Origin of the sequence: Microbacterium gallinarum (assembly GCF_014837165.1) — a bacterium.
Classification (GTDB): Bacteria; Actinomycetota; Actinomycetes; order Actinomycetales; family Microbacteriaceae; genus Microbacterium; species Microbacterium gallinarum.
On the sequence record NZ_JACSPM010000001.1, the window covers coordinates 1,305,374 to 1,326,257 of the forward strand.

The 20,884-nt window shown below is 71.2% G+C and carries 15 protein-coding genes; 11 read left to right on the plus strand and 4 right to left on the minus strand.

Going from position 1 to position 20,884, the window contains the following annotated elements:
- Positions 1–24: 24 nt before the first annotated feature.
- The gene (locus H9622_RS06080) at positions 25–2,535 is read left to right on the plus strand and encodes a DEAD/DEAH box helicase (RefSeq protein WP_191765194.1); all 2,511 of its coding nucleotides are present in this window, start codon (positions 25–27) and stop codon (positions 2,533–2,535) included.
- Between the two features lie 114 nt (positions 2,536–2,649).
- On the opposite strand, the gene H9622_RS06085 is transcribed toward H9622_RS06080, so the two are convergent.
- On the minus strand, positions 2,650–3,513 hold the full coding sequence (locus tag H9622_RS06085; protein ID WP_191765196.1) for an SDR family oxidoreductase: 864 nt from the start codon (positions 3,511–3,513) through the stop codon (positions 2,650–2,652).
- A 224-nt stretch (positions 3,514–3,737) separates the two neighbouring features.
- On the opposite strand from H9622_RS06085, the gene recQ reads away from it, so the two are divergent.
- Both recQ and H9622_RS06095 read left to right on the plus strand, forming a co-directional pair.
- A complete protein-coding gene (gene recQ / locus H9622_RS06090; RefSeq protein ID WP_191765198.1) occupies positions 3,738–5,729 on the plus strand; it encodes a DNA helicase RecQ in 1,992 nt (663 codons plus the stop codon).
- Between the two features lie 160 nt (positions 5,730–5,889).
- Positions 5,890–7,560: a formate--tetrahydrofolate ligase gene (locus H9622_RS06095; protein ID WP_191765200.1), complete on the plus strand. Its 1,671-nt coding sequence runs from the start codon at positions 5,890–5,892 to the stop codon at positions 7,558–7,560.
- A gap of 22 nt (positions 7,561–7,582) precedes the next feature.
- Here the strand turns inward: H9622_RS06095 and H9622_RS06100 are convergent, their stop codons facing one another.
- The 3 genes from H9622_RS06100 to H9622_RS06110 form a co-directional block, all read right to left on the minus strand.
- Positions 7,583–8,062 carry a GNAT family N-acetyltransferase gene (locus tag H9622_RS06100; protein ID WP_191765202.1) on the minus strand — a complete coding sequence of 160 codons (480 nt, stop codon included), beginning with the start codon at positions 8,060–8,062 and terminating at the stop codon, positions 7,583–7,585.
- Between the two features lie 44 nt (positions 8,063–8,106).
- Positions 8,107–9,372, minus strand: a complete 1,266-nt coding sequence (locus H9622_RS06105) for a GNAT family N-acetyltransferase (protein ID WP_191765205.1) — start codon at positions 9,370–9,372, stop codon at positions 8,107–8,109.
- Positions 9,373–9,499: 127 nt separating this feature from the next.
- Entirely contained in the window at positions 9,500–9,976 is a 477-nt protein-coding gene (locus tag H9622_RS06110; RefSeq protein WP_191765207.1) for a GNAT family N-acetyltransferase, read from the minus strand.
- A 185-nt stretch (positions 9,977–10,161) separates the two neighbouring features.
- Between H9622_RS06110 and H9622_RS06115 the strand changes: the two genes are divergently transcribed.
- The 8 genes from H9622_RS06115 to H9622_RS06150 all read left to right on the plus strand — a co-directional run bounded on the left by H9622_RS06115 (position 10,162) and on the right by H9622_RS06150 (position 20,788).
- Positions 10,162–12,267: an acyl-CoA dehydrogenase family protein gene (locus H9622_RS06115; RefSeq protein ID WP_191765209.1), complete on the plus strand. Its 2,106-nt coding sequence runs from the start codon at positions 10,162–10,164 to the stop codon at positions 12,265–12,267.
- Positions 12,268–12,360: 93 nt separating this feature from the next.
- Positions 12,361–12,933: a DNA-3-methyladenine glycosylase I gene (locus H9622_RS06120; RefSeq protein ID WP_191765211.1), complete on the plus strand. Its 573-nt coding sequence runs from the start codon at positions 12,361–12,363 to the stop codon at positions 12,931–12,933.
- A 124-nt stretch (positions 12,934–13,057) separates the two neighbouring features.
- Complete coding sequence (locus H9622_RS06125; protein WP_191765213.1) at positions 13,058–13,351, plus strand: hypothetical protein; 294 nt, start codon at positions 13,058–13,060, stop codon at positions 13,349–13,351.
- Positions 13,348–14,967: a hypothetical protein gene (locus H9622_RS06130; RefSeq protein WP_191765215.1), complete on the plus strand. Its 1,620-nt coding sequence runs from the start codon at positions 13,348–13,350 to the stop codon at positions 14,965–14,967. The genes H9622_RS06125 and H9622_RS06130 overlap by 4 nt, the downstream gene beginning before the upstream one ends.
- On the plus strand, positions 14,968–15,432 hold the full coding sequence (locus tag H9622_RS06135; protein WP_404802850.1) for a hypothetical protein: 465 nt from the start codon (positions 14,968–14,970) through the stop codon (positions 15,430–15,432).
- A complete protein-coding gene (locus tag H9622_RS06140) occupies positions 15,429–16,067 on the plus strand; it encodes a hypothetical protein (RefSeq protein WP_318247045.1) in 639 nt (212 codons plus the stop codon). Before H9622_RS06135 ends, H9622_RS06140 begins: the two co-directional genes overlap by 4 nt.
- A gap of 39 nt (positions 16,068–16,106) precedes the next feature.
- Positions 16,107–18,350, plus strand: coding sequence for an LLM class flavin-dependent oxidoreductase (locus H9622_RS06145; RefSeq protein ID WP_191765217.1), 2,244 nt, complete (start codon positions 16,107–16,109; stop codon positions 18,348–18,350).
- Positions 18,351–18,430: 80 nt separating this feature from the next.
- A complete protein-coding gene (locus tag H9622_RS06150) occupies positions 18,431–20,788 on the plus strand; it encodes an ATP-binding cassette domain-containing protein (protein WP_191765219.1) in 2,358 nt (785 codons plus the stop codon).
- Positions 20,789–20,884: the final 96 nt, after the last annotated feature.

Consider the following 20,884-nt stretch of genomic DNA (forward strand, 5'->3'; position numbering starts at 1 on the left):
GGCGCGACCTGGCAGACTCGGGGAATGCCCCTCTCGCTGCTCGACGCCGTGCCGCGCGGCGCCGACGACGACGACGTCTATCTCGGGTTCGTCGAGTGGGCGGCCGATCGCGGTCTGACGCTGTACCCCGCGCAGGACGAGGCGGCGATCGAGATCGTCTCGGGATCGAACGTGATCCTGTCGACGCCGACCGGCACGGGCAAGTCGCTCGTCGCCGTCGCCGCGCACGCCGCCGCCCTCGCGCGCGGCGGCCGCACCTACTACACGGCACCCATCAAAGCGCTTGTGAGCGAGAAGTTCTTCGCACTCGTCGACATCTTCGGCGCGGCCAATGTCGGCATGGTGACGGGCGACTCGTCGGTGAACGCCGACGCTCCGATCATCTGCTGCACCGCCGAGATCCTGGCGAATCTCGCGCTGCGGCGCGGAGCAGACGCCCCGGTCGACCAGGTCGTGATGGACGAGTTCCACTACTACGGCGACCCCGACCGCGGCTGGGCGTGGCAGGTGCCGCTGCTGCTCCTGCCGCGCGCGCAGTTCGTGTTGATGTCGGCGACGTTGGGCGATGTCACGGCGATCGCCGACGACCTCTCGCGCCGGACCGGCCGTCCGACGGCGCGGATCACCGGCGTCGAGCGACCGGTGCCGCTGCACTTCTCGTATGCGCGCACACCCGTGCACGAGACGGTCGACGAGCTGCTGCAGACCGGGCAGGCGCCGGTGTACATCGTGCATTTCTCGCAGGCCGCGGCGATGGAGCGGGCGCAGGCGCTGTCGTCGATCCGCGTGGTGTCCCGTGAGCAGCGGGATGAGATCGCCGAGGCGATCGGGGGCTTCCGCTTCACGACCGCGTTCGGGCGCACGCTGTCGCGCTATGTGCGCGCCGGCATCGGCGTGCACCACGCCGGGATGCTGCCGCGCTACCGGCGCCTGGTCGAGACGCTCGCACAGCGTGGCCTGCTCCGCGTGATCTGCGGCACCGACACCCTGGGCGTCGGGATCAACGTGCCGATCCGCACCGTGCTCGTGACGGCACTCGCCAAGTACGACGGACAGCGGATGCGGCAGCTCAGCGCCCGCGAATTCCACCAGATCGCCGGCCGCGCCGGCCGCGCCGGATTCGACACCGCCGGGACCGTCGTCGTGATGGCGCCCGACCACGAGATCGAGAACACGTCGGCGCTGGCCAAGGCGGGCGACGACCCGAAGAAGCTGCGCAAGGTCGTGCGCAAGAAGGCGCCGCAGGGCTTCGTCAACTGGAGCGAGGCGACGTTCGACCGGCTCGTCGAGGCCGAGCCCGAACCGCTCGTGCCGCAGCTGCAGCTCACGGCCGCGATGCTCATCAACGTCATCGCGCGCGGCGGGAACGTGTTCGAGAACGTCCGTTCGCTCGTGCGCGACAACCACGAGCCCCGCGCCCGTCAGTTCGAGCTCGCCCGTCGTGCGATCGCGATCTTCCGCACGCTGCTCGCCGCCGACGTGGTCGAGATCCAGCCGGGCGGCGGGGTGCGCCTGACCGTCGACCTCCAGCCGAACTTCGCCTTGAACCAGCCGCTGTCCCCGTTCGCGCTCGCCGCGATCGGGCTGCTCGACCCCGAGGAGAAGCCGGGCGGCGCCGGAACCGGACACTATGCGCTGGACGTCGTCAGCGTGATCGAGGCGACGCTCGACGACCCGCGTCCGGTGCTGTCGCAGCAGCAGTTCCTCGCGCGCGGCGAGGCCGTCGCGGCCATGAAGCGCGAGGGCATCGAATACGACGAGCGCATGGAGCTGCTCGAGGACGTCACCTATCCGAAGCCCCTCGAGGAGCTGCTCGCCCAGTCGTACGAGGTCTTCGCCTCGAGCCAGCCGTGGATCCGTGACTTCGAGCTCAGCCCGAAGTCGGTCGTGCGCGACATGTTCGAGCGCGCGCTGTCCTTCGCCGAGCTGATCAACCACTACCAGCTCGCCCGCAGCGAGGGCCTGGTGCTGCGCTACCTCAGCGACGCATATCGAGCGATTCGGCAGACGGTTCCCGCCGAGGCGCAGACCGAGTCGCTGCACGACCTCGTCGCGTGGCTCGGCGAGCTCGTGCGCCAGGTGGACTCGAGCCTCGTCGACGAGTGGGAGGCCCTGGTCAACCCCCACGAGGACCCGACCACCCCGGTCGTGCCGCCCGCACCCCCGTCGGTGCTCACCAACCGTCGCGCGTTCCTGGTGCTCGTGCGCAACGAGCTCTTCCGCCGCGTGCAGCTCGCGGCGCTGCAGCGCGACGATGCGCTCGTCGAGCTCGACCCCGACGTCGACTGGCCCGCCGCGCTCGATCGCTACTTCGACGAGCACGACGAGATCCTCACGGGCGGACCGGCCCGGTCGCCCAGACTGGTGACGATCGATGAGACGGATGCCGCGGCATCCGGTGTCTGGAGAATCGAGCAGACGATCGACGACCCCGAGGGCCACCACGACTGGCGCATCCGCGGGGTGGTCGACCTCGCAGCGTCCGAGGAGGAGGGCTCCGCCGTCGTGCGGATCACCGAGGTCGTGCGGCTGTAGGCGGAGGCTCCGGCCCGCCTCCCCCCGAGCCCCGGGCCCGCTGCTCGCCTGTCACGAAGTGCCGGGTCGACCTGCACTTCGTGACAGGTGAGCCATGAGCACGGGCGCCGGGGCTCAGCCCAAGGCGAAGCCGCCGTCGGAGCTCAGCACCTGGCCCACCACCCACGCGCCCTCGGGGGTGGAGAGCCACGCGATCAGGCGGGCGGGGTCGTCGGGGACTCCGACGCGCCCGAACGGAGTGGTGCGGATCCACTCCTGGATCTCCTCGAGGGGGCGGTCCGTCGTCTCGGGATCGAGGTAGCCGGTGTTGACCGGGCCGGGATCGATCGTGTTGAGGATGATGCCGAGGTCGAGCAGCTCCGCGGCGACCGTCCTCGTGACACCCGCGAGCGCCGCCTTGCTCGTCGCGTAGGCGACCTCGCCGCGCATCGGGCCGTGGATCTGGCCGGAGGTCATCCAGAAGACGCGTCCGACGGGCTCGGCGAAGGGCTCGACGCGTCCGGGCCGCTCGCCCGGTCGCGCCCCGGGGGCGTCCGGGCGGTGGAGTGCGGCGAACGCCTGCGTCAGCAGCAGCGACGAGCGCGCGTTGGCGGACCAGAACGCGTCGAGGCGCTCGGCCGTCATGTCGAGGATCGAACCGTCGCCGCCGCTCTGCGCGTGGTTGCACACCAGGATGTCGAGCGCGCCGCTGAGCCCTTGCGCCTGCTCGATCAGGACGGGGATCGCGTCGGCGTCGCGCAGGTCGGTCTCCGCATCGCCGAACGAGGCGCCGGGGGTGAGCGCAGCGCGCAGCTCGGCACGGACGGCGTCGAGGTCATCGCCGCCCCACGGGAGGGCGGTGTCGTGGGGCCGGAAGTGATGGATGAAGACGTTCGCGCCGAGGCCCGCGAGCCGTGACGCGACGGCGAAGCCGATCCCGCGGCGGCGAGAGACACCGGTGACGAGAGCGGTCTTGCCCTGTAGAGGAAGAGAGAACATGCGATGCCTTTCGGATGCCTCGACCCGCGCGCCCGGCAGAGCGGCGCGCGATCGAGCCGGCGCGGTGGCGCCGGGGTGACGGGAGCGGAGGCGGGTCAACGGCATTGCATAGGGCCGAGGATATCGGGCGCCGGCTCCTCCCCGGGCGGACGAGGCGCCGAGGTCTCCCCAGCGGGCGAGGCACCCGGACCGGGGCGTCGGCACCCGCGGCTACCCTGGATCCGATGAGCATTCCGCAGGGCGACCCGTACGCCGACCTCGTGTGGGACCCCGACGAGCTCGCACCTCCGCCCGAGTTCGACGAGCCCCCCTACGTCGAGCCGTCGCGCGGCTACGCGACCCCGGCGCCGGCTGCGACCGGGCCGGCGCCCGAGCCCGCGTTCGCCGCCGCCCCGCGCCGCGACTTCGTCGGCTCCGATCCGCGCGCCGTGCTGCACGAGGTCTACGGCTACGACGCCTTCCGCGGCGAGCAGGGCGCGATCGTCGAGCACGTCGTCTCCGGCGGCGACGCCGTCGTGCTCATGCCCACCGGTGGTGGCAAGAGCGTCTGCTACCAGGTGCCCGCCCTCGTGCGCCCGGGCACCGGGCTCGTCGTGAGCCCGCTCATCGCCCTCATGCACGACCAGGTCGACGCCCTCGTCGCGAACGGCGTGCGGGCCGCCTACCTCAACTCGACGCAGTCGCCGACCGAGCGCGCGGCGGTCGAGCAGGCGTATCTCGCCGGCGACCTCGACCTGCTCTACGTCGCTCCCGAGCGGCTCAACACCGAGGCGACCCTGCGCTTCCTCGCGCGCGGTCGGCTCAGCGTCATCGCGATCGACGAAGCCCACTGCGTCTCGCAGTGGGGCCACGACTTCCGGCCCGACTACCTCGCGCTGGGCGACCTCGCCGAGCGGTTCCCCGGCGTTCCCCGCCTCGCGCTCACCGCCACCGCCACGCCGGCGACGCACCGCGAGCTCACCGAGCGGCTGCGGCTGCCGAAGGCGCGGCACTTCGTCGCCAGCTTCGACCGCCCGAACATCCAGTACCGGATCGAGGCCAAGACCGATCCGCGCCGGCAGCTCGCCGCGTTCATCCGTGCTCAGCCCGAGGGGTCGGCGGGAATCGTCTACGCGCTCAGCCGCAAGTCGGTCGAGCAGACGGCGGAGTTCCTGCGCACGCAGGGCGTCGACGCGCTGCCGTACCACGCGGGGCTCGACGCATCCGTCCGGGCGGCCAACCAGTCCCGCTTCCTGCGCGACGACGGCGTCGTCATGGTGGCGACGATCGCCTTCGGCATGGGCATCGACAAGCCCGACGTGCGATTCGTCGCGCACATCGACCTGCCGAAGTCCGTCGAGGGCTATTACCAGGAGACCGGCCGCGCCGGCCGCGACGGTGACCCGTCCGTCGTGTGGATGGCCTACGGCCTCGGCGACGTCGTGCAGCAGCGCCGCATGATCGATCAGAGCCCCGGCGACCGCGCATTCAAGACCCGCCTGGGCCAGCACCTCGACGCGATGCTGGGGTTGTGCGAGACGATCGGATGCCGCCGCCAGAACCTCCTCGCCTACTTCGGGCAGGACTCCCAGCCGTGCGGCAACTGCGACACCTGCATCGAGGCGCCCGAGACGTGGGACGGCCTCGTGCCCGCCCAGAAACTCCTGTCGACGATCGTCCGCCTGCAGCGTGAGCGAGGGCAGGCCTTCGGCGCGGGGCACCTCATCGACATCCTTCGCGGGTCCTCGACCGAGCGCGTACGGCAGCAGGGTCACGACGCCCTGTCGACGTACGGCCTCGGCGCCGACCTCAGCGAGCAGGACTGGCGCAGCGTGATCCGGCAGCTTCTGGCCCGCGGAATCCTCGTGTCCCGCGGCGAGTACGGCACGCTGGCGCTCGGCGAACCTGCCGCCGGGGTGCTGCGCGGCGAGGCGCCGGTGCCGCTCCGTCGCGACGTGCTCGGGCGCTCGACGACTCCGCGGGTGCGCAAGGTCTCGGCATCCGACACCCTCGCCGACGGCGATCGCGCGCTCTTCGAGGCGCTGCGCGAATGGCGGGCCGGCGTCGCGAAAGAGCTGGGCGTGCCGGCGTACATCGTGTTCGGCGACGCCACGCTGCGCGCGCTCGCCGAAGTGCGCCCCGCGAGCCTCGCCGACCTCGACGGCGTCACGGGCATCGGCGCCAAGAAGCGCGAGGCGTACGGCGAGTCGGTGCTCGGAGTCATCGCGGCGGCCTGATCCCGGCTCAGGACGCCGGGTCTCGTGCCGGCGGAAGCGCGCCCCGACCCTCGGATCCGCCGCGCGGTCGCGGCTGTGAATCGGACTCGGGTTCCCCACCCTCGCGAGGTCGCCCGCATAGGCTGACCTCGCGGACGACGGCGTCCGCCGAAGGGGCAGCATGAACCCGAGCAACATCGACATCGCCCAGGCCGCAGAGATGCTGCCGATCGATCAGATCGCAGCGGGGCTGGGCATTCCGGCGGACAGCCTCGAGCAGTACGGGCGTTACAAGGCGAAAGTCGCCCTGCCCTGGCTCGCGGGGCTGGCGGACCGCCCCGACGGCAAGCTCATCCTGATGACGGCGATGTCTCCCACCCCGGCGGGTGAGGGCAAGACGACGACCACCGTCGGCCTCGGCGACGCGCTCAGCCGGACCGGCCGACGGGCGATGATCTGCCTGCGCGAGCCCGCGCTCGGCCCGGTCTTCGGCATGAAGGGAGGCGCGGCCGGCGGAGGCTACGCGCAGGTCGTGCCGATGGAAGACATCAATCTGCACTTCACCGGCGACTTCGCCGCGATCGCCTTCGCGACGAACCTGCTCGCCGCGCTCATCGACAACCACGTGCACAGGGGCAACGCGCTGGGAATCGACGTGCGGCGGATCAGCTGGCGCCGGGTCCTCGACGTCAACGACCGCGCCCTGCGCGACATCGTCGTCGGTCTCGGTCCCGACAACGGATACCCGCGGGAGTCGGGCTTCGACATCGTCGTGGCGAGCGAGGTGATGGCGATCTTCTGCCTCGCGCACGACCTCGCCGATCTGCGCGAGCGACTGGGCGACATCGTCGTCGCCTACACGCGCGATCACCGTCCGGTCCGCGCGCGTGATCTCGAGGCGCATGGCGCGATGACGGCGATCCTCCGCGATGCCTTCGCCCCGAACCTGGTGCAGACCCTCGAGCACACCCCGGCGTTCGTTCACGGTGGGCCGTTCGCGAACATCGCGCACGGCTGCAACTCGCTCGTCGCGACGCGGGCCGCTCTGAAGCTGGCCGACTATGTCGTCACCGAAGCGGGCTTCGGCTCCGACCTCGGTGCCGAGAAGTTCGTCGACATCCTCTGCCGCTCCTCCGGCCTGCGACCCTCCGCGGCCGTGATCGTTGCGACCGTGCGCGCGACGAAGTACCACGGGGGCGTAGAGGTCGCCGATCTGCCCGCCGAGAACATCGCCGCGATCGAGAAGGGCTCGGCGAACCTGATCCGGCACCTCGGCATCGTGCGCGACATCCTCGGGCTGCCCGCCGTCGTCGCGATCAACCATCGCGCGGAAGACACCGACGCCGAGATCGCGGCGCTCGTCGGCATCGTGGAGCGGGAGGGTGCGCGCGCCGTCGTCGCACGCCACTTCGCCGAGGGCAGCGCTGGCGCGGAGGAGCTCGCGCACGAGGTCGTGCGGCTGTGCGACGAGCCGTCGAAGCTGCAGTTCGTCTACCCGGACGACGCGTCCCTCTGGACGAAGATGAAGACGATCGCCACCCGCGTGTACGGGGCGTCGGACATCACCGCCACCACCGCCGTCCGCGCGCAGATCCGGCGCCTGCAGGAGGAGGGGTACGGTGACTACCCGATCTGCGTCGCGAAGACCCAGTACTCCTTGTCGACCGACGCCAAGCTGCGTGGCGCCCCGACCGGCCACGTCGTTGAGATCCGCGAGGTGCGGCTGGCCGCCGGTGCCCGGTTCGTCGTGATGGTCTGCGGCGCCGTCATGACCATGCCGGGGCTCCCGGTCGTCCCGGCCGCCGCGTCGATCGACGTCGATGAGAACGGCAGGATCGTCGGCCTGTTCTGACAGCGACGCCGGGTCGATGCCGCTACCGGCCGCCGGCCGGCCGCGGGCGCAGCATCCGCGACAGATAGAAGGCGCGTTCCTCCGTCTCGGGCTGGATCAGCTCGAAGTCGTGCCGGCCGTAGAAGCGGAGGGCATCGACGTCGCCCTCGTCGACGTTCACCTCGAGCAGCTCGACGCCGCGTGCGGCGCACTCGTCCGCCACGACGGCGATCATCTCGCCGCCGATCCCCCGCCCTCGCCGCACGGGCGACACGTAGAGCTCGTCGAGGAGCGCGACCCGGCCGTCGAACCAGACGTTCGTGCGCAGTGTGACCAGCGCGACTCCGTCGGGGCCTTCGCCGCCGAGAACGGCGAAGGTCGTCGTGCCCGCGAGCAGCGAGCGCAGTCGCCGAGCGAGAGTCGTCGGGCCCGGACTCTCGGTGTCGAACTCGGTGTTGAAGTCGTACAGCAGCCGGGCGACGGACTCCGCGTCGTCGGCGGCCGCGAGGCGCGCACGGGTCATGCCGCCACGGTACGGCGAGTGGACCGATACTGCCATGGTGCGCGTCACCCCAGAGCGAACGACCGCACCCGTTCGACCCGCAGCACATGCGGCAGCGCAGCGGTGTCGCGCGTGCCGTCGGCGCGCGGGAACTCGTAGACGTCGAGCATCAGCTGCACCGGATAGTCGATCGACTGCACGACGGTCTTCACCCAGGCGCCGTCGATGAAGAACCGCATGCGCTCCGGCGTCCACTCGACGGCGTAGTCGTGCATCAGCGTGAGGTCGCCGTGGACGCGCACCTTCTCGAAGTCCTCGCGCAGACGGGGGTCGTTCTGCGGCTTCACGCCGACGCCCACCCAGCCGCCGTCATCGTCGAGCTCGGCGCCGAAGATCTCGGCGATGCAGAGCTCGCCGCAATCCTCGGGCCGTTCCTCGAACCCGATCGGCCAGAACGCCACCATCACGTCGGGGTGGCGGATCGCCGCGAGACGCACCTCGATCACCCCGTGTCGCACGAGCCAGCCGCGGTGCTCGGGCTGCTCCTCCGTCACGCTGAGGCCCGTCCGGAACCGGTGCTGCCCGATGCCGCTGCCCGCCGGCCCTGAGAACTGGCCGGTCTGCACGTGCGACACCCGCAGGTCGCCGTCCAATGCGGGCGCCCACGGGACGGTGTCGGCGGCGATGCTCAGCTCGAGGCCACCCCGGCCGATCGACCAGCGCGCGGCCGAGGCATCCCGAGACGACCACTGCGGAGTGTAGAAGGGCCACCAGCGCTCGGTGTCGAGAGCGGACCCGTCGAACCGCTCGTCGACGTCGGGCACGCGCCCGGCCAGATCGAGCGGGGACACGTCGAGCACCCACGTGTTGAACGTCAGCTCGCCGCCGCGCCACGGGAGGGTGCCCGATCCGCGATGCTCGAAGCCCGCACCCCGGCACAGCGCGTTCGAGGCCGGGTTGTCGACGCCCGGGTAGGCGACGAGCAGCGTGCGCCTGCCGTCGGCGGCGACCAGGCGGGTCACCTGCCGCAGCGCCTCGCGCGCCACGCCGCGACCCTGCCACCGCGGCTCGACCGACCAGCCCGTCTCGAATGCGGGCACCCCTTCGTGGTCGGTCTGCCAGTACCCGATGGCGCCCGCCGGGATGCCGTCGACGTCGATCCGCATCATGCGGGCCTCGCCGGCGGCGTTGAGGCGCAGGTAGCGGGCGTGTCGCCCGCGCACCTCCTCGTCGGTCTCGGGCCCGCACAGGTGCGCGGTCATCTCGGGCGTGTTCGCCCGCTCGAGCACGGCGAGGTCGCCCTCGCGCCAGGGCCGCAGTTCGATGATCATCGCGCCCATTCTGCGCGCCCCCTCCGACGCCCACCCCCGATCCCTGCGGAACCCGCCGAGGTGCCGCTGACGGCGACCTTCCGCCGCGCGAACCCGCCGTCACCGGCAACCCGGTGCCTCGCCAGGATTACGGGCGGATGACCCAGACCGCGACCTCGATCGGAGCGCCGCCGTCGTCCCCGGGGAACATCCCCGTGCCCTCGAGCTCGAACCCGACCCGGCGGCAGAGGGCGTGGGATGCCTCGTTCCCGACGTGTGCATATCCGACGATCGGACGCCCGTCCCCGGACGCCACGGCCCGGCGGACGACCTCCGCGAGCGCGGCGGACGCGACGCCCCGCCCCTGCCACGCGGGCTCGATCACGCAGCCGACCTCGTACGCCGGCGCGCCCTCGTGCTCCTGCTCCCACCACCCCGCGTAGCCGGCGGTGACCCCGTCGTTCACGACGCGGAACATCGACTCGCCGGCGAGGTACTCGGCGTGCCGCTGGGCGAGCGCCGCCTCGGGCTCGGGCCCGCCGAGGAACTGCGTGAGCTCGGCGGTGTTCGCCCGGCGCAGCACCTCGAGGTCGTCGGCGCCCCACGGCGCGAGGATGACCTGCATGCCGGCCTCCCTCCGTCTGCGCTGAGTCTGCGCCCATCCTGCCGCGCTGTGGGCTGGGCACAACGGGACCGCGCTTCGCGACGCGACCCCGTTGTCGAACTCATCCAAGCGGTTTGGGTGTGCGTTGTGGGAGTCCTACCGTCGATAGTGACTTTCCCGTCCTCCGACACCGAGAGGTGACGCATATGGCCGACGCCGCCGTCCGCTCCCGCAAGCCCGCCACCAACAAGCGCACGCCCGCCGGCGGTGCCCCGACCGCACCGCACAGCGCGGCCGAGGCATCCGACCCCCGCATCGACATCGCCGCGGTCACCGACCTGCTCCTCGGCACGTGGGCCGAGACGCGCCGTGAAGCGCGCGAGATGATCAAGGACTCCGCCTTCTGGAAGATCGAGGGCCAGCCGATGGCCGAGCACCGCGAGCGCACCCTGACGCAGCTGCACCTGCTGGTCGAGCACGGCGGATCCCGTCGCGCCTTCCCGGCGGAGTTCGGCGGGATGGGCGACAACGGGGCCAACATCGCCGGGTTCATGGAGCTCGTCCTCGCCGACCCCAGCCTTCAGATCAAGTCGGGCGTGCAGTGGGGCCTCTTCGGCTCCGCCGTGTACCAGCTCGGCACCCAGAAGCACCACGACAAGTGGCTGCGCGACATCATCGACCTGTCGCTTCCGGGCGCGTTCGCGATGACCGAGACAGGACACGGATCGGATGTCGCCGCCATCGGCACCACGGCGACGTACGACCCCGAGACCGAGGAGTTCGTGATCCACACGCCGTTCCGCGGTGCGTGGAAGGACTACCTCGGCAACGCGGCCCTGCACGGCAAGGCCGCCACGGTCTTCGCCCAGCTCATCACGGGCGGCGTGAACTACGGCGTGCACTGCTTCTTCGTGCCGCTGCGCGACGACGCGGGCGACTTCCTGCCGGGCATCGGCGGCGAGGACGACGGCGTCAAGGGCGGTCTCAACGGCATCGACAACGGGCGCCTCCACTTCGACCACGTGCGCGTCCCGCGCGAGAACCTGCTGAACCGGTACGGCGACGTCGCCGCCGACGGGACCTACAGCTCCGACATCCCCTCGCCCGGCCGCCGCTTCTTCACGATGCTCGGCGCCCTCGTGCAGGGTCGCGTGTCGCTCGACGGCGCTGCGACGACCGGCACGGCGCTGGCGCTGTACATCGCGCTCACCTACGCGAACCAGCGTCGCCAGTTCGATTCGGGCGCCGGCAGCAGCGAGGTCGTCCTGCTCGACTACGGCAAGCACCAGCGGCGCCTCCTGCCCCTGCTCGCGCAGAACTACGCGCAGTTCTTCGCCAACGACGAGCTGCTGCGCACCTTCGACGGGGTGTTCTCGGGCCGCACCGACACCCCCGAGGAGCGCGAGAACCTCGAAACCCTGGCGGCGGCGCTCAAGCCGCTCTCGACGTGGAACGCCCTCGACACGATCCAGGAGGCCCGCGAGGCCTGCGGCGGCTCGGGCTTCCTCGCCGAGAACCGGATGGTCGGACTGCACCAGGACCTCGACGTGTACGTCACGTTCGAGGGCGACAACAACGTGCTGCTCCAACTCGTCGGCAAGCGTCTCCTGTCCGACTACGCGAAGCAGTTCAAGGGAGCGGATGCCGCGACCCTCGCGCGCTTCGCCGTCGGCCAGACCGCCGGCAGGGTGTTCCACGGTGCCGGTCTGCGCCAGCTCGGGCAGTCGGTCGCCGACCTCGGCTCGACGGCGCGCTCGGTGGAGTTCGGACTGCGCGAAGACCAGCAGCACGACCTGCTCGCCGGCCGCGTGCAGCAGATGGTGGCCGACGTCGCCGGTGCGCTGCGTCCGGCGGCGAAGCTCTCGGCCACGGAGGCTGCAGCGATCTTCAACCGTCACCAGGCGGAGCTGATCGAGGCGGCGCGCGCCCACGGCGAGCTGCTGCAGTGGGAGGCCTTCACCGACGGTGTGAACAGGATCGAGGACGCCGGCACCCGCCAGGTGCTCACGTGGCTGCGCGACCTGTTCGGCCTGCACCTGATCGAGAAGCACCTGGCGTGGTATCTGATCAACGGGCGGCTGTCGGCCCAGCGCGGGGCCTCCGTGTCGCGCTACATCGATCGGCTCGCCGCCCGCCTGCGCCCGCACGCTCAGGATCTCGTCGACGCCTACGGCTTCGCGCCGGAGCACGTGCGCGCTCCGATCGCGTCGGGTGCGGAGCTCGCGCGGCAGACCGAGGCGCGCGAGTACTACGCCGCGCTCGCCGCATCGGGCGAAGCGCCGGTGTCGGAGAAGTCGCTCAAGAAGAAGTGACGTGGGGATGCCCGGCGCAGGACGACCTGGGCCGGGCCCGCCCGCCCGGTCGCCCCGCCGGGAGACGTCGGCGAGCCCGCTTAGGCTGAGCGCGTGAGCACCGACACCCGCACCGGTCCCGACGGCATCGACCGCTGCGCGTGGGTCGGCGACGACGCCGAGTACCGCCGATATCACGACGAGGAGTGGGGCGTCCCGCTGCACGGCGACCGGGCGCTCTTCGAGAAGATGAGCCTCGAGGGCTTCCAGGCCGGTCTGTCGTGGATCACGATCCTGCGCAAGCGTCCTCGGTTCCGCGAGGTGTTCGCCGGGTTCGACCCGGCCGTGGTGGCGCAGTTCGACGACGAGGACGTCGAGCGGCTGATGGCCGACGCCGGCATCATCCGCAACCGGGCGAAGATCCTCGCGACGATCTCGAACGCCCGCCTCGTCACCGAGCTCGACGACGGCGAGCTCGACGCCTTCATGTGGTCCTTCGCGCCGCCGGCGCGCCGCCGGCCCGCGAGCTTCGCCGAGGTGCCGGCCACGACGTCCGACTCCGACGCCCTCAGCAAAGCGCTGCGCACGCGCGGCTTCCGCTTCGTCGGCTCGACGACGATGTACGCGCTCATGCAGTCGGCCGGCATGGTCGACGATCACGTCGTCGGGTGCTGGCGCGCCGCATGACGCACGCGGATCCGCCCGCTGCCCGCCGATCCGCCCCGCTGCACGCTCGTGGGGGATTGTCCCCATCGCCGCCGCCGCCGCGGAATCGTAGGCTCGACCCGGTCGCACCGAGACGGGGGAGCCGATGACAGACGTCGATCTGGATCTGACGGCGCTGCGCCTCGCGCGCGGCCGCGTCGCCGCCGCACTCGAGACGTTCCGCAGCGCCGACCGCGTGGGTGACGACCTGGCCGAGCTGACCGGCGAGCACCGCCTGGCCGGCAAGGTCCGCGACTTCGCGGGCAACTGGGACTACAACCGCGGAAAGCTCGAGGAGCAGCTGGTCACCCTGCGCGACTGGCTCGAGGCCATCGACGACACGATGACCGAGCTCGACCAGTCGATGGGCGACTCCGTGGAACAGGGGACGACGCCGTGACATCGGGGCTGGAGTGGGAGTTCGAAGACGTCTTCGCCGGTCACCCGACCGAGCTCGAGAGCCGGGCGCGCCGTCTGCAGACCACCGCCGAGGCCATCTCGCGCGCGGCCGACGCCCTGCGCGACCTCGTCGATGACCAGCGCAGCCTCGCGACCGATGCCCTCGAGGCGTCGGCGGAAGAGGCATCCGCCGGTCTCCGTCGCGCCCGGCGCCGCTACGGCGGCACGGCGACGGCGCTGACGACGTACGCCGTCGAGCTCGCACCGATCCAGGCGAGCGCGCGCGCGGCCATCGCCGACGCCGACTTCCATCAGGCGCGCAGCCACCGGCTGCAGGGCAGCGCGGACGATCTGCGCGACGACATCGTCCGCGCCGAGGCGGAGGGCTCGTCGACCGACGCCCTCTACGAGCAGCTCTGGTCCACGAGCGACGGTGCGGCCTATTCGGCAGGGCAGGTCGACGCCGCGCGGCGCACGCTCAATCAGGCGCGGCAGGACATCTGGGATGCCGCGAACCGCGCGATCGACGCGATCGAGACGGCCATCGAGCACGGCGCCGACTCGTTCGGCGACAACTGGAATCAGTTCTGGAGCGGCGTCGGCGACTTCTTCGAGATGGTGGGCGAATGGGCATCGCAGGTGCTCTCGGTGGTGGTCGATGCGCTCATGGAGGTGCTCAGCGCCCTCGTCTCGGCGCTGGTGGTCGCCCTGCTGCTGGTGGCCGGTCTGCTCCTCGTGGGGCTGGTCTTCGTGGCCTTCGGCCTCGTGGGCCTGATCCTGCTGGGTGTTGTGCTGGCCGCCGCGCTGCTGACCCTCGCCATCGCCGAGATGCTGGGCAAGCCGCAGCAGGTCTCCGGTTCGCACCGCAGCACCGCGGCCACGGGGGATGCGGAAGCGGATGCCGCGGCCGACGCCCTCGAGGCGCGCGACTACGAGGGGCTCATGGCGGACCTCGCCGAGCAGGACTCGCAGGGCGGCGAAGACCTGACGCAGATCCGCGTCGTCGCCATCCGCGATTCCGAGGGCAACGTCATCTCGTGGCGTGTGCAGCTGCCGAGCACCCAGAACTGGGATCCGCTCAACACCGGGGGCGCCCTCAACGACGCGCGCACCGACGCGATGCTGTCGATGTTCCCGGGTGTGCCGACGCAGTACGAGCAGGCGGTGTGGGACGCGATGACCGAGGCCGGGGTCTTCGAAAGCGAGGCGCCGATCATGTTCACCGGCTGGTCGCTCGGCGGCATGATGGCGGGCGAGCTCGCCACCGACCCGCGGGTCGCCGACCGCGTCGAGTCGGTGTTCACCGCCGGCTCCGCCATCGACAAGCACTACAGCGACATGCCGCCCGACGTGCGGGTCACGCAGATCAACAACGGCATCGACCCGGTGCACACGCTCGAGTTCCTGGGACTCGACCCGATCGACTACGTGCGGTTCGACAACGACTGGCAGACCTACCGTCCGCTCACATGGCCGATGCACGACTCCGGAATGTATGGTGCTGAGGCGGAGCGGTACCTGCCCGAACCGCGTCCCGGGGACGAGATCTTCTTCGCCGGTGAGGGCGCAGGCAGCTACGAAGACGTGTACGTCGCCGAATACACGAGAGGGTCCTGAGTGCCGATGAAGCGATTCCGCGCCGTGCTCGCCATCGCCGTCGCGATCGGCGCCCTCGCGCTCTCGGGCTGTGCGTCCGACCCCGATGTGGGCGGGCTCGAGTCCGGTCTCTCCGAGATCGACGGCGTCAGCGGCACCCTGGCGTACACGACGCACTCGGGCGGACCGTGGAACACCCAGGTCGTGGTGCTGCTGTTCGTCGACGACCCCTCCGAGGAGGCCGTCGTCGCGACCGCGAGGGCTGCGGCGCCCGTGCTGGCCGGCGACCCTGCCTCGTCGGGCCGCGAGGTTGCCGTCTACTTCATCGACGGCGACCGCGCGGACTACGAAGGACGCTCCGCGGCCTTCGCGGACGCCGTCCCCGTGACGCCCGCGCTCGCCGAGGCGCTCGGCGTCTCGCAGCCCGGCAGTGAAGCGCTCCGCCTCTCGCCCGACGACGTCCGCCGCCTCGCCGACGGGTCGTGACCTCGACCGACGAGTCGACGCGCATCGCGCCGCGGCTCACGTTCCAGCTGCCCGGGCGGTGGCTCGCCGTCGACCCGCGCGATCGGGCCGCGGCATCCCTCCGCATCGACGAGGTCGTGTGCGAAGTGGTCGGAACGGCCGACGACGCCGCGATCGCACGACGACGGCTGCGCGACCAGCTGCGGACCGTCGTCGAGAGAGCAGCGGATGCCTCGGCCCACGCCCTCTTCCTGTGCATCGAGATCGTGCCCGACCTGCCCACACCCGCGTCGCTCACGGTGCACGCGCCGGCGGGGATGCGCATGACCCCGGCGGTGGGCACGTCGGCCGACGCCGTGCTCGCGGTGCTGCAGGAGAGCTTCCGCGTGCTGGACGTCGAGGGTGCCGAGACCGCCCGGCGGCTCGACGGGCCGCGGGCCAGCATGCTCCGGATCGACCGCGTGCACGAGGAGCATGTCGAGGAGGAGGGCGTCGAGGCGGTGTCGACGCGACTCGAAGCCGAGTACTGGTTCGCCGTGCCCGGGTCGAAGCAGGTCGTGCTCGCGAGCTTCGCCACCCCGCTCGGCGAGATCCGCTCCGCCATGCTCAACCTGTTCGACTCGATCGCGCTCGCCGCGTCGTTCGGCACGGAATGATCCCGGCCGCCGAGGCGTTCGCAGACTCGGAGGACCCACATGGATTACGGACACTCACTCGAGTTCGGCGCATTCATCACACCCGCTGCGGCGGACCCCGACGTCCCCGTCCTGCTCTCGCAGGCGGCTGAGGCCTCGGGCCTCGACCTCGTCACCTTTCAGGACCACCCCTACCAGCCCGCGTTCCTCGACACGTGGACGCTCATGTCGTTCGTGGCCGCGCGCACCGACCGCATCCGCATCGCTCCCAACGTGCTCAACGTGCCGCTGCGCCCGCCCGCCGTCGTGGCGCGGTCGGCGGCGAGTCTCGACCTGCTGTCGGGCGGCCGGTTCGACCTGGCGCTCGGCGCCGGCGGCTTCTGGGATGCGATCGAGGCGATGGGCGGCGGACGCCTCACGCCCGGCCAGGCGGTGACCGCGCTGGAGGAGGCGATCGACGTCATCCGCGCGCTGTGGGACACCAGCGAGCGGCGCGGTGCGTTCACCGACGGGGAGTTCCACCGCGTGCACGGCGCGAAGCGCGGACCGAGCCCGGCGCACCGCATCCCGATCTGGATCGGCGCGTACAAGCCGCGCATGCTCGCCCTCACCGGACGCAAGGGCGACGGCTGGCTCCCGTCCCTGGGGTACATGAAGCCGGGCGACCTGGCGCGCGGCAATGCGGCCATCGACGCGGCGGCCGAGTCGGCCGGTCGCGACCCCCGAGAGATCCGCCGTCTGCTCAACGTCGGGCAGCTCGCCGCCGACCCCGCCGAGTTCGCCGACCGCCTCGCGCAGCTCGCGCTCGAGGACGGCATCGGCACGTTCATCCTCGCCGGCGACGACCCGCGACTGCTGCAGGCCTTCGGCCAGGAGGTCGCACCCGCGGTCCGCGAGCTGGTCGCCCGCGAGCGGACTGCGCGCGGCACGACGCAGGGCGAGGTGCGCTCCGCCGCCGCGCTCGCCGCACGCCGCGAGGGCATCGCCTACGACGACGTGCCCGGGGGCCTCACCGCGATCGAGCCCGGCGACTTCGGCTACGGCGACGTGCGGTCGACGTACATGCGCGGCGGATCGCCGGGCATCGTGCTGCAGCCGGACTCGCCCGCCCAGGTCGCCGAGGCGATCGCTTTCGCCCGCCGGCACCCGGGACTCCCGCTCGCCGTGCGCAGCGGCGGCCACGGGATCAGCGGGCGCAGCACGAACGACGGCGGCATCGTGATCGACCTGCGCCGGCTCGACGCCATCGAGGTCCTCGACGAGGAGCGCCGTCTCGTGCGCATCGGGCCCGGAGCGCGCTGGATGCAGGTCGCCGCGGCCCTCGGCGAGCACGGCTGGGCGCTCACTTCGGGCGATTACGGCGGGGTCGGCGTCGGCGGCCTCGCGACCGCGGGCGGCATCGGCTTCCTCGCGCGCGAGCACGGCCTGACCATCGACCACCTGCGCGCGGTCGAGGTGGTGCTGGCCGATGGATCGATCGTGCGCGCCGACGCCGACACCCACCGCGACCTGTTCTGGGCGGTGCGGGGCGCAGGCGGCAACGTCGGCATCGTCACGGCCTTCGAGTTCGAGGTCGACGAGGTCGGCGCGATCGGGTGGGCGCAGCTCGCGTTCCAGGTCGACGACCTGCCGGAGTTCCTCAAGGGGTACGGCCGCGTCGTCGAGGAGTCGCCGCGGGACCTCACCGCGTTCCTCCTCGCCGGCGGCCCGCGCCCAGGCCAGCCCCAGGTGGTCCAGCTGTACGGCGTGGTCGACTCCGACGACCCCGACACGATCATCGCGCGGCTGCAGCCGTTCGCCGAGCTGGCGCCGCTCGTGCAGCAGTCCGTGCAGGTCGCGTCGTACGCCCAGGTCATGGCCAATGCGGATCTCGGCCCCCAGCACGGCGTGGGCGAGCCCCATTCGCGCTCGGGACTGATCGAGCACATCACGCCCGAGTTCGCAGAGACGGCGGCACGGATGCTGGCCTCCGGCGCGGTGCCGTTCTTCCAGCTCCGCGCGGTCGGCGGAGCGGTGGCCGACGTGGCCGAGGACGCCACGGCGTACGCCCACCGCTCGGCGAACTTCTCCGTCGTGGCGCTCGGCTCCGACGCCCAGCGCCTCGACGTGCAGTGGCAGGCGCTCGCCGCGCACACCGCGGGGATGTACCTGAGCTTCGACTCGTCGGAGCGGCCCGAGCGCATCGCCGAGGCCTTCCCGCCGGCGACGCTCGAGCGGCTGCGCGCCGTGAAGGCCGCGTACGACCCGACGTGCGTGTTCCGCGACAACTTCGCGATCGAGCCGGCCGAGTCCGAGGCGGCCTGACCGAACCGAGCAGGATCGAGGAAGCGGGGTGTCCGCGATGGCGGGCAGACTGTAGCGTCGCCATCGATCGGAAGGACCCCATGGCCGAGGCATCCGTCCCCCACATCGCCGACTCGCACGAGGTCATCCGCGTCATCGGAGCTCGTGAGAACAACCTCAAGAACGTCGACGTCGAGATCCCGAAGCGCCGCCTGACGGTCTTCACGGGGGTCAGCGGCTCCGGCAAGTCATCGCTGGTGTTCGGCACGATCGCCAACGAGTCGCAGCGTCTCATCAATGAGACCTACCCGACGTTCGTGCAGCAGTTCATGGCGCAGCTCAGCCGCCCCGAGGTCGACGGGCTCGAGAACGTGAGTCCGGCGATCATCGTCGATCAGGAGCGCATGGGCGCGAACGCGCGGTCGACCGTGGGCACGGCGACCGATGCCCACGCCATGCTGCGTCTGCTGTTCAGCCGCATCGGGCAGCCGCACGTCGGATCGCCGCAGGCGTTCTCGTTCAACGTGCCCTCGGTGTCGGGAGCCGGCGCGGTCACGATCGCCGTCGGCAAGGACAAGGGCAAGAAGGAGCGCCGCTCGTTCGAGATCACGGGGGGCATGTGCCCGCGCTGCGAAGGACTGGGCGAGGTGAGCGACGTCGACCTCGACGAGCTCTACGACAAGACCAGGTCGCTCGCCGACGGCGCGATCACCATCCCCGGGTACAGCCCCGACGGCTGGATGGTGAAGGGGTACACCGAGTCGGGCCTCGTCGACCCGAACAAGCCCATCCAGGACTACACCGAGCAGGAGCGCGCCGACTTCCTCTACAAGGAGCCGACGAAGATCAAGATCCAGGGCATCAACATGACCTACGAGGGTCTGGTGCCGAAGATCACGAAGTCGATGCTCCAGAAGGACCGCGACTCGCTGCAGCCGCACATCCGCGCGTTCGTCGACCGCGCCGTGAAGTTCCTCCCGTGCCCCGAGTGCGGCGGCACGCGTCTCAACGAGGGTGCGCGCTCGTCGAAGATCAACGGGATCAGCATCGCGGACGCCGCGGCAATGCAGATCACCGATCTCGCGGCGTGGCTCGAGACCGTCGACACCCCTGACGTGGCGCCGCTGATGGTCAGCCTGCGCCAGCTCATCGGGTCGTTCATCGACATCGGCCTGGGCTACCTGTCGCTCGACCGCGCGTCCGGCACCCTGTCGGGGGGCGAGGCGCAGCGCACGAAGATGATCCGCCACCTCGGCTCCGCACTCACCGACATCTCGTACGTCTTCGACGAGCCCACGGCGGGGCTGCATCCGCATGACATCCAGCGCATGAACGCCCTGCTGCTCCTGCTGCGCGACAAGGGCAACACCGTGCTCGTCGTCGAGCACAAGCCCGAGGTGATCGAGATCGCCGACCACGTCGTCGACCTGGGGCCCGGCGCGGGAAAGGCGGGCGGCGAGATCCAGTACGAGGGTGACGTCCCGGGGCTGCGCGCCTCGGGAACGATCACCGGGCGGCACCTCGACGACCGCGCGCGGCTGAAGGAGTCGACGCGGATGCCGAAGGGGGCGCTCGAGATCCGCGGCGCAACCCAGCACAACCTCAAGAGCGTCGACGTCGACATCCCCCTCGGCATCCTGACTGTCGTGACCGGCGTCGCCGGATCGGGCAAGTCGTCGCTCATCCACGGCAACGTGCCCGCGTTCGACGACGTCGTGGTCGTCGACCAGTCGCCGATCAAGGGCAACAGGCGCTCCAGCCCCGCCACCTACACCGGCATCCTCGACACGGTGCGCACCGCATTCGCGAAGGCGAACGGGGTCAAGCCGGCTCTCTTCAGCGCCAACTCCGAGGGCGCGTGCCCGGCCTGCCGGGGGCTCGGCGTGATCATCACGAACCTCGGCTTCACGCAGACGGTCGAGACGCTGTGCGAGCTGTGCGAGGGCACCGGCTTCAGCGACGTCGTGCTGGAGTACACGCTCGACGGGAAGAACATCGCCGAAGTCCTCGCGATGTCGGCGGCCGAGGCCGCCGACTTCCTCGGCAAGGGGCCGGCGCACACCATCCTCGTCCGCATGATCGACGTCGGCCTCGGCTACCTCACGCTCGGCCAGGCGCTCAACACCCTGTCCGGCGGCGAGCGACAGCGACTCAAGCTTGCGATCTCGATGGCCAAGAAGGGCGCGATCTACGTGCTCGACGAGCCGACGACCGGTCTGCACCTCGCCGATGTCGACAACATGCTCGGGATGCTCGACCGCCTGGTCGACGCCGGCAACAGCGTCATCGTGATCGAGCACCACCAGGCGGTCATGGCGCACGCGGACTGGATCATCGACCTCGGCCCGGGCGCCGGACACGACGGCGGAGAGATCGTCTTCGAAGGCACACCCGCCGATCTCGTGGCGTCGGACACGGGCCTCACCGCGAAGCATCTCCGCGAATACATCGCACGCTGATCGACGGGGGCGCCCGTGGGTGATTCTCCCCATGGTCGCCCGCGTCGCTCCCGGAATACGATCTCCCAGGCGAGCAGCCTCCCTCGGGGGTGTCCG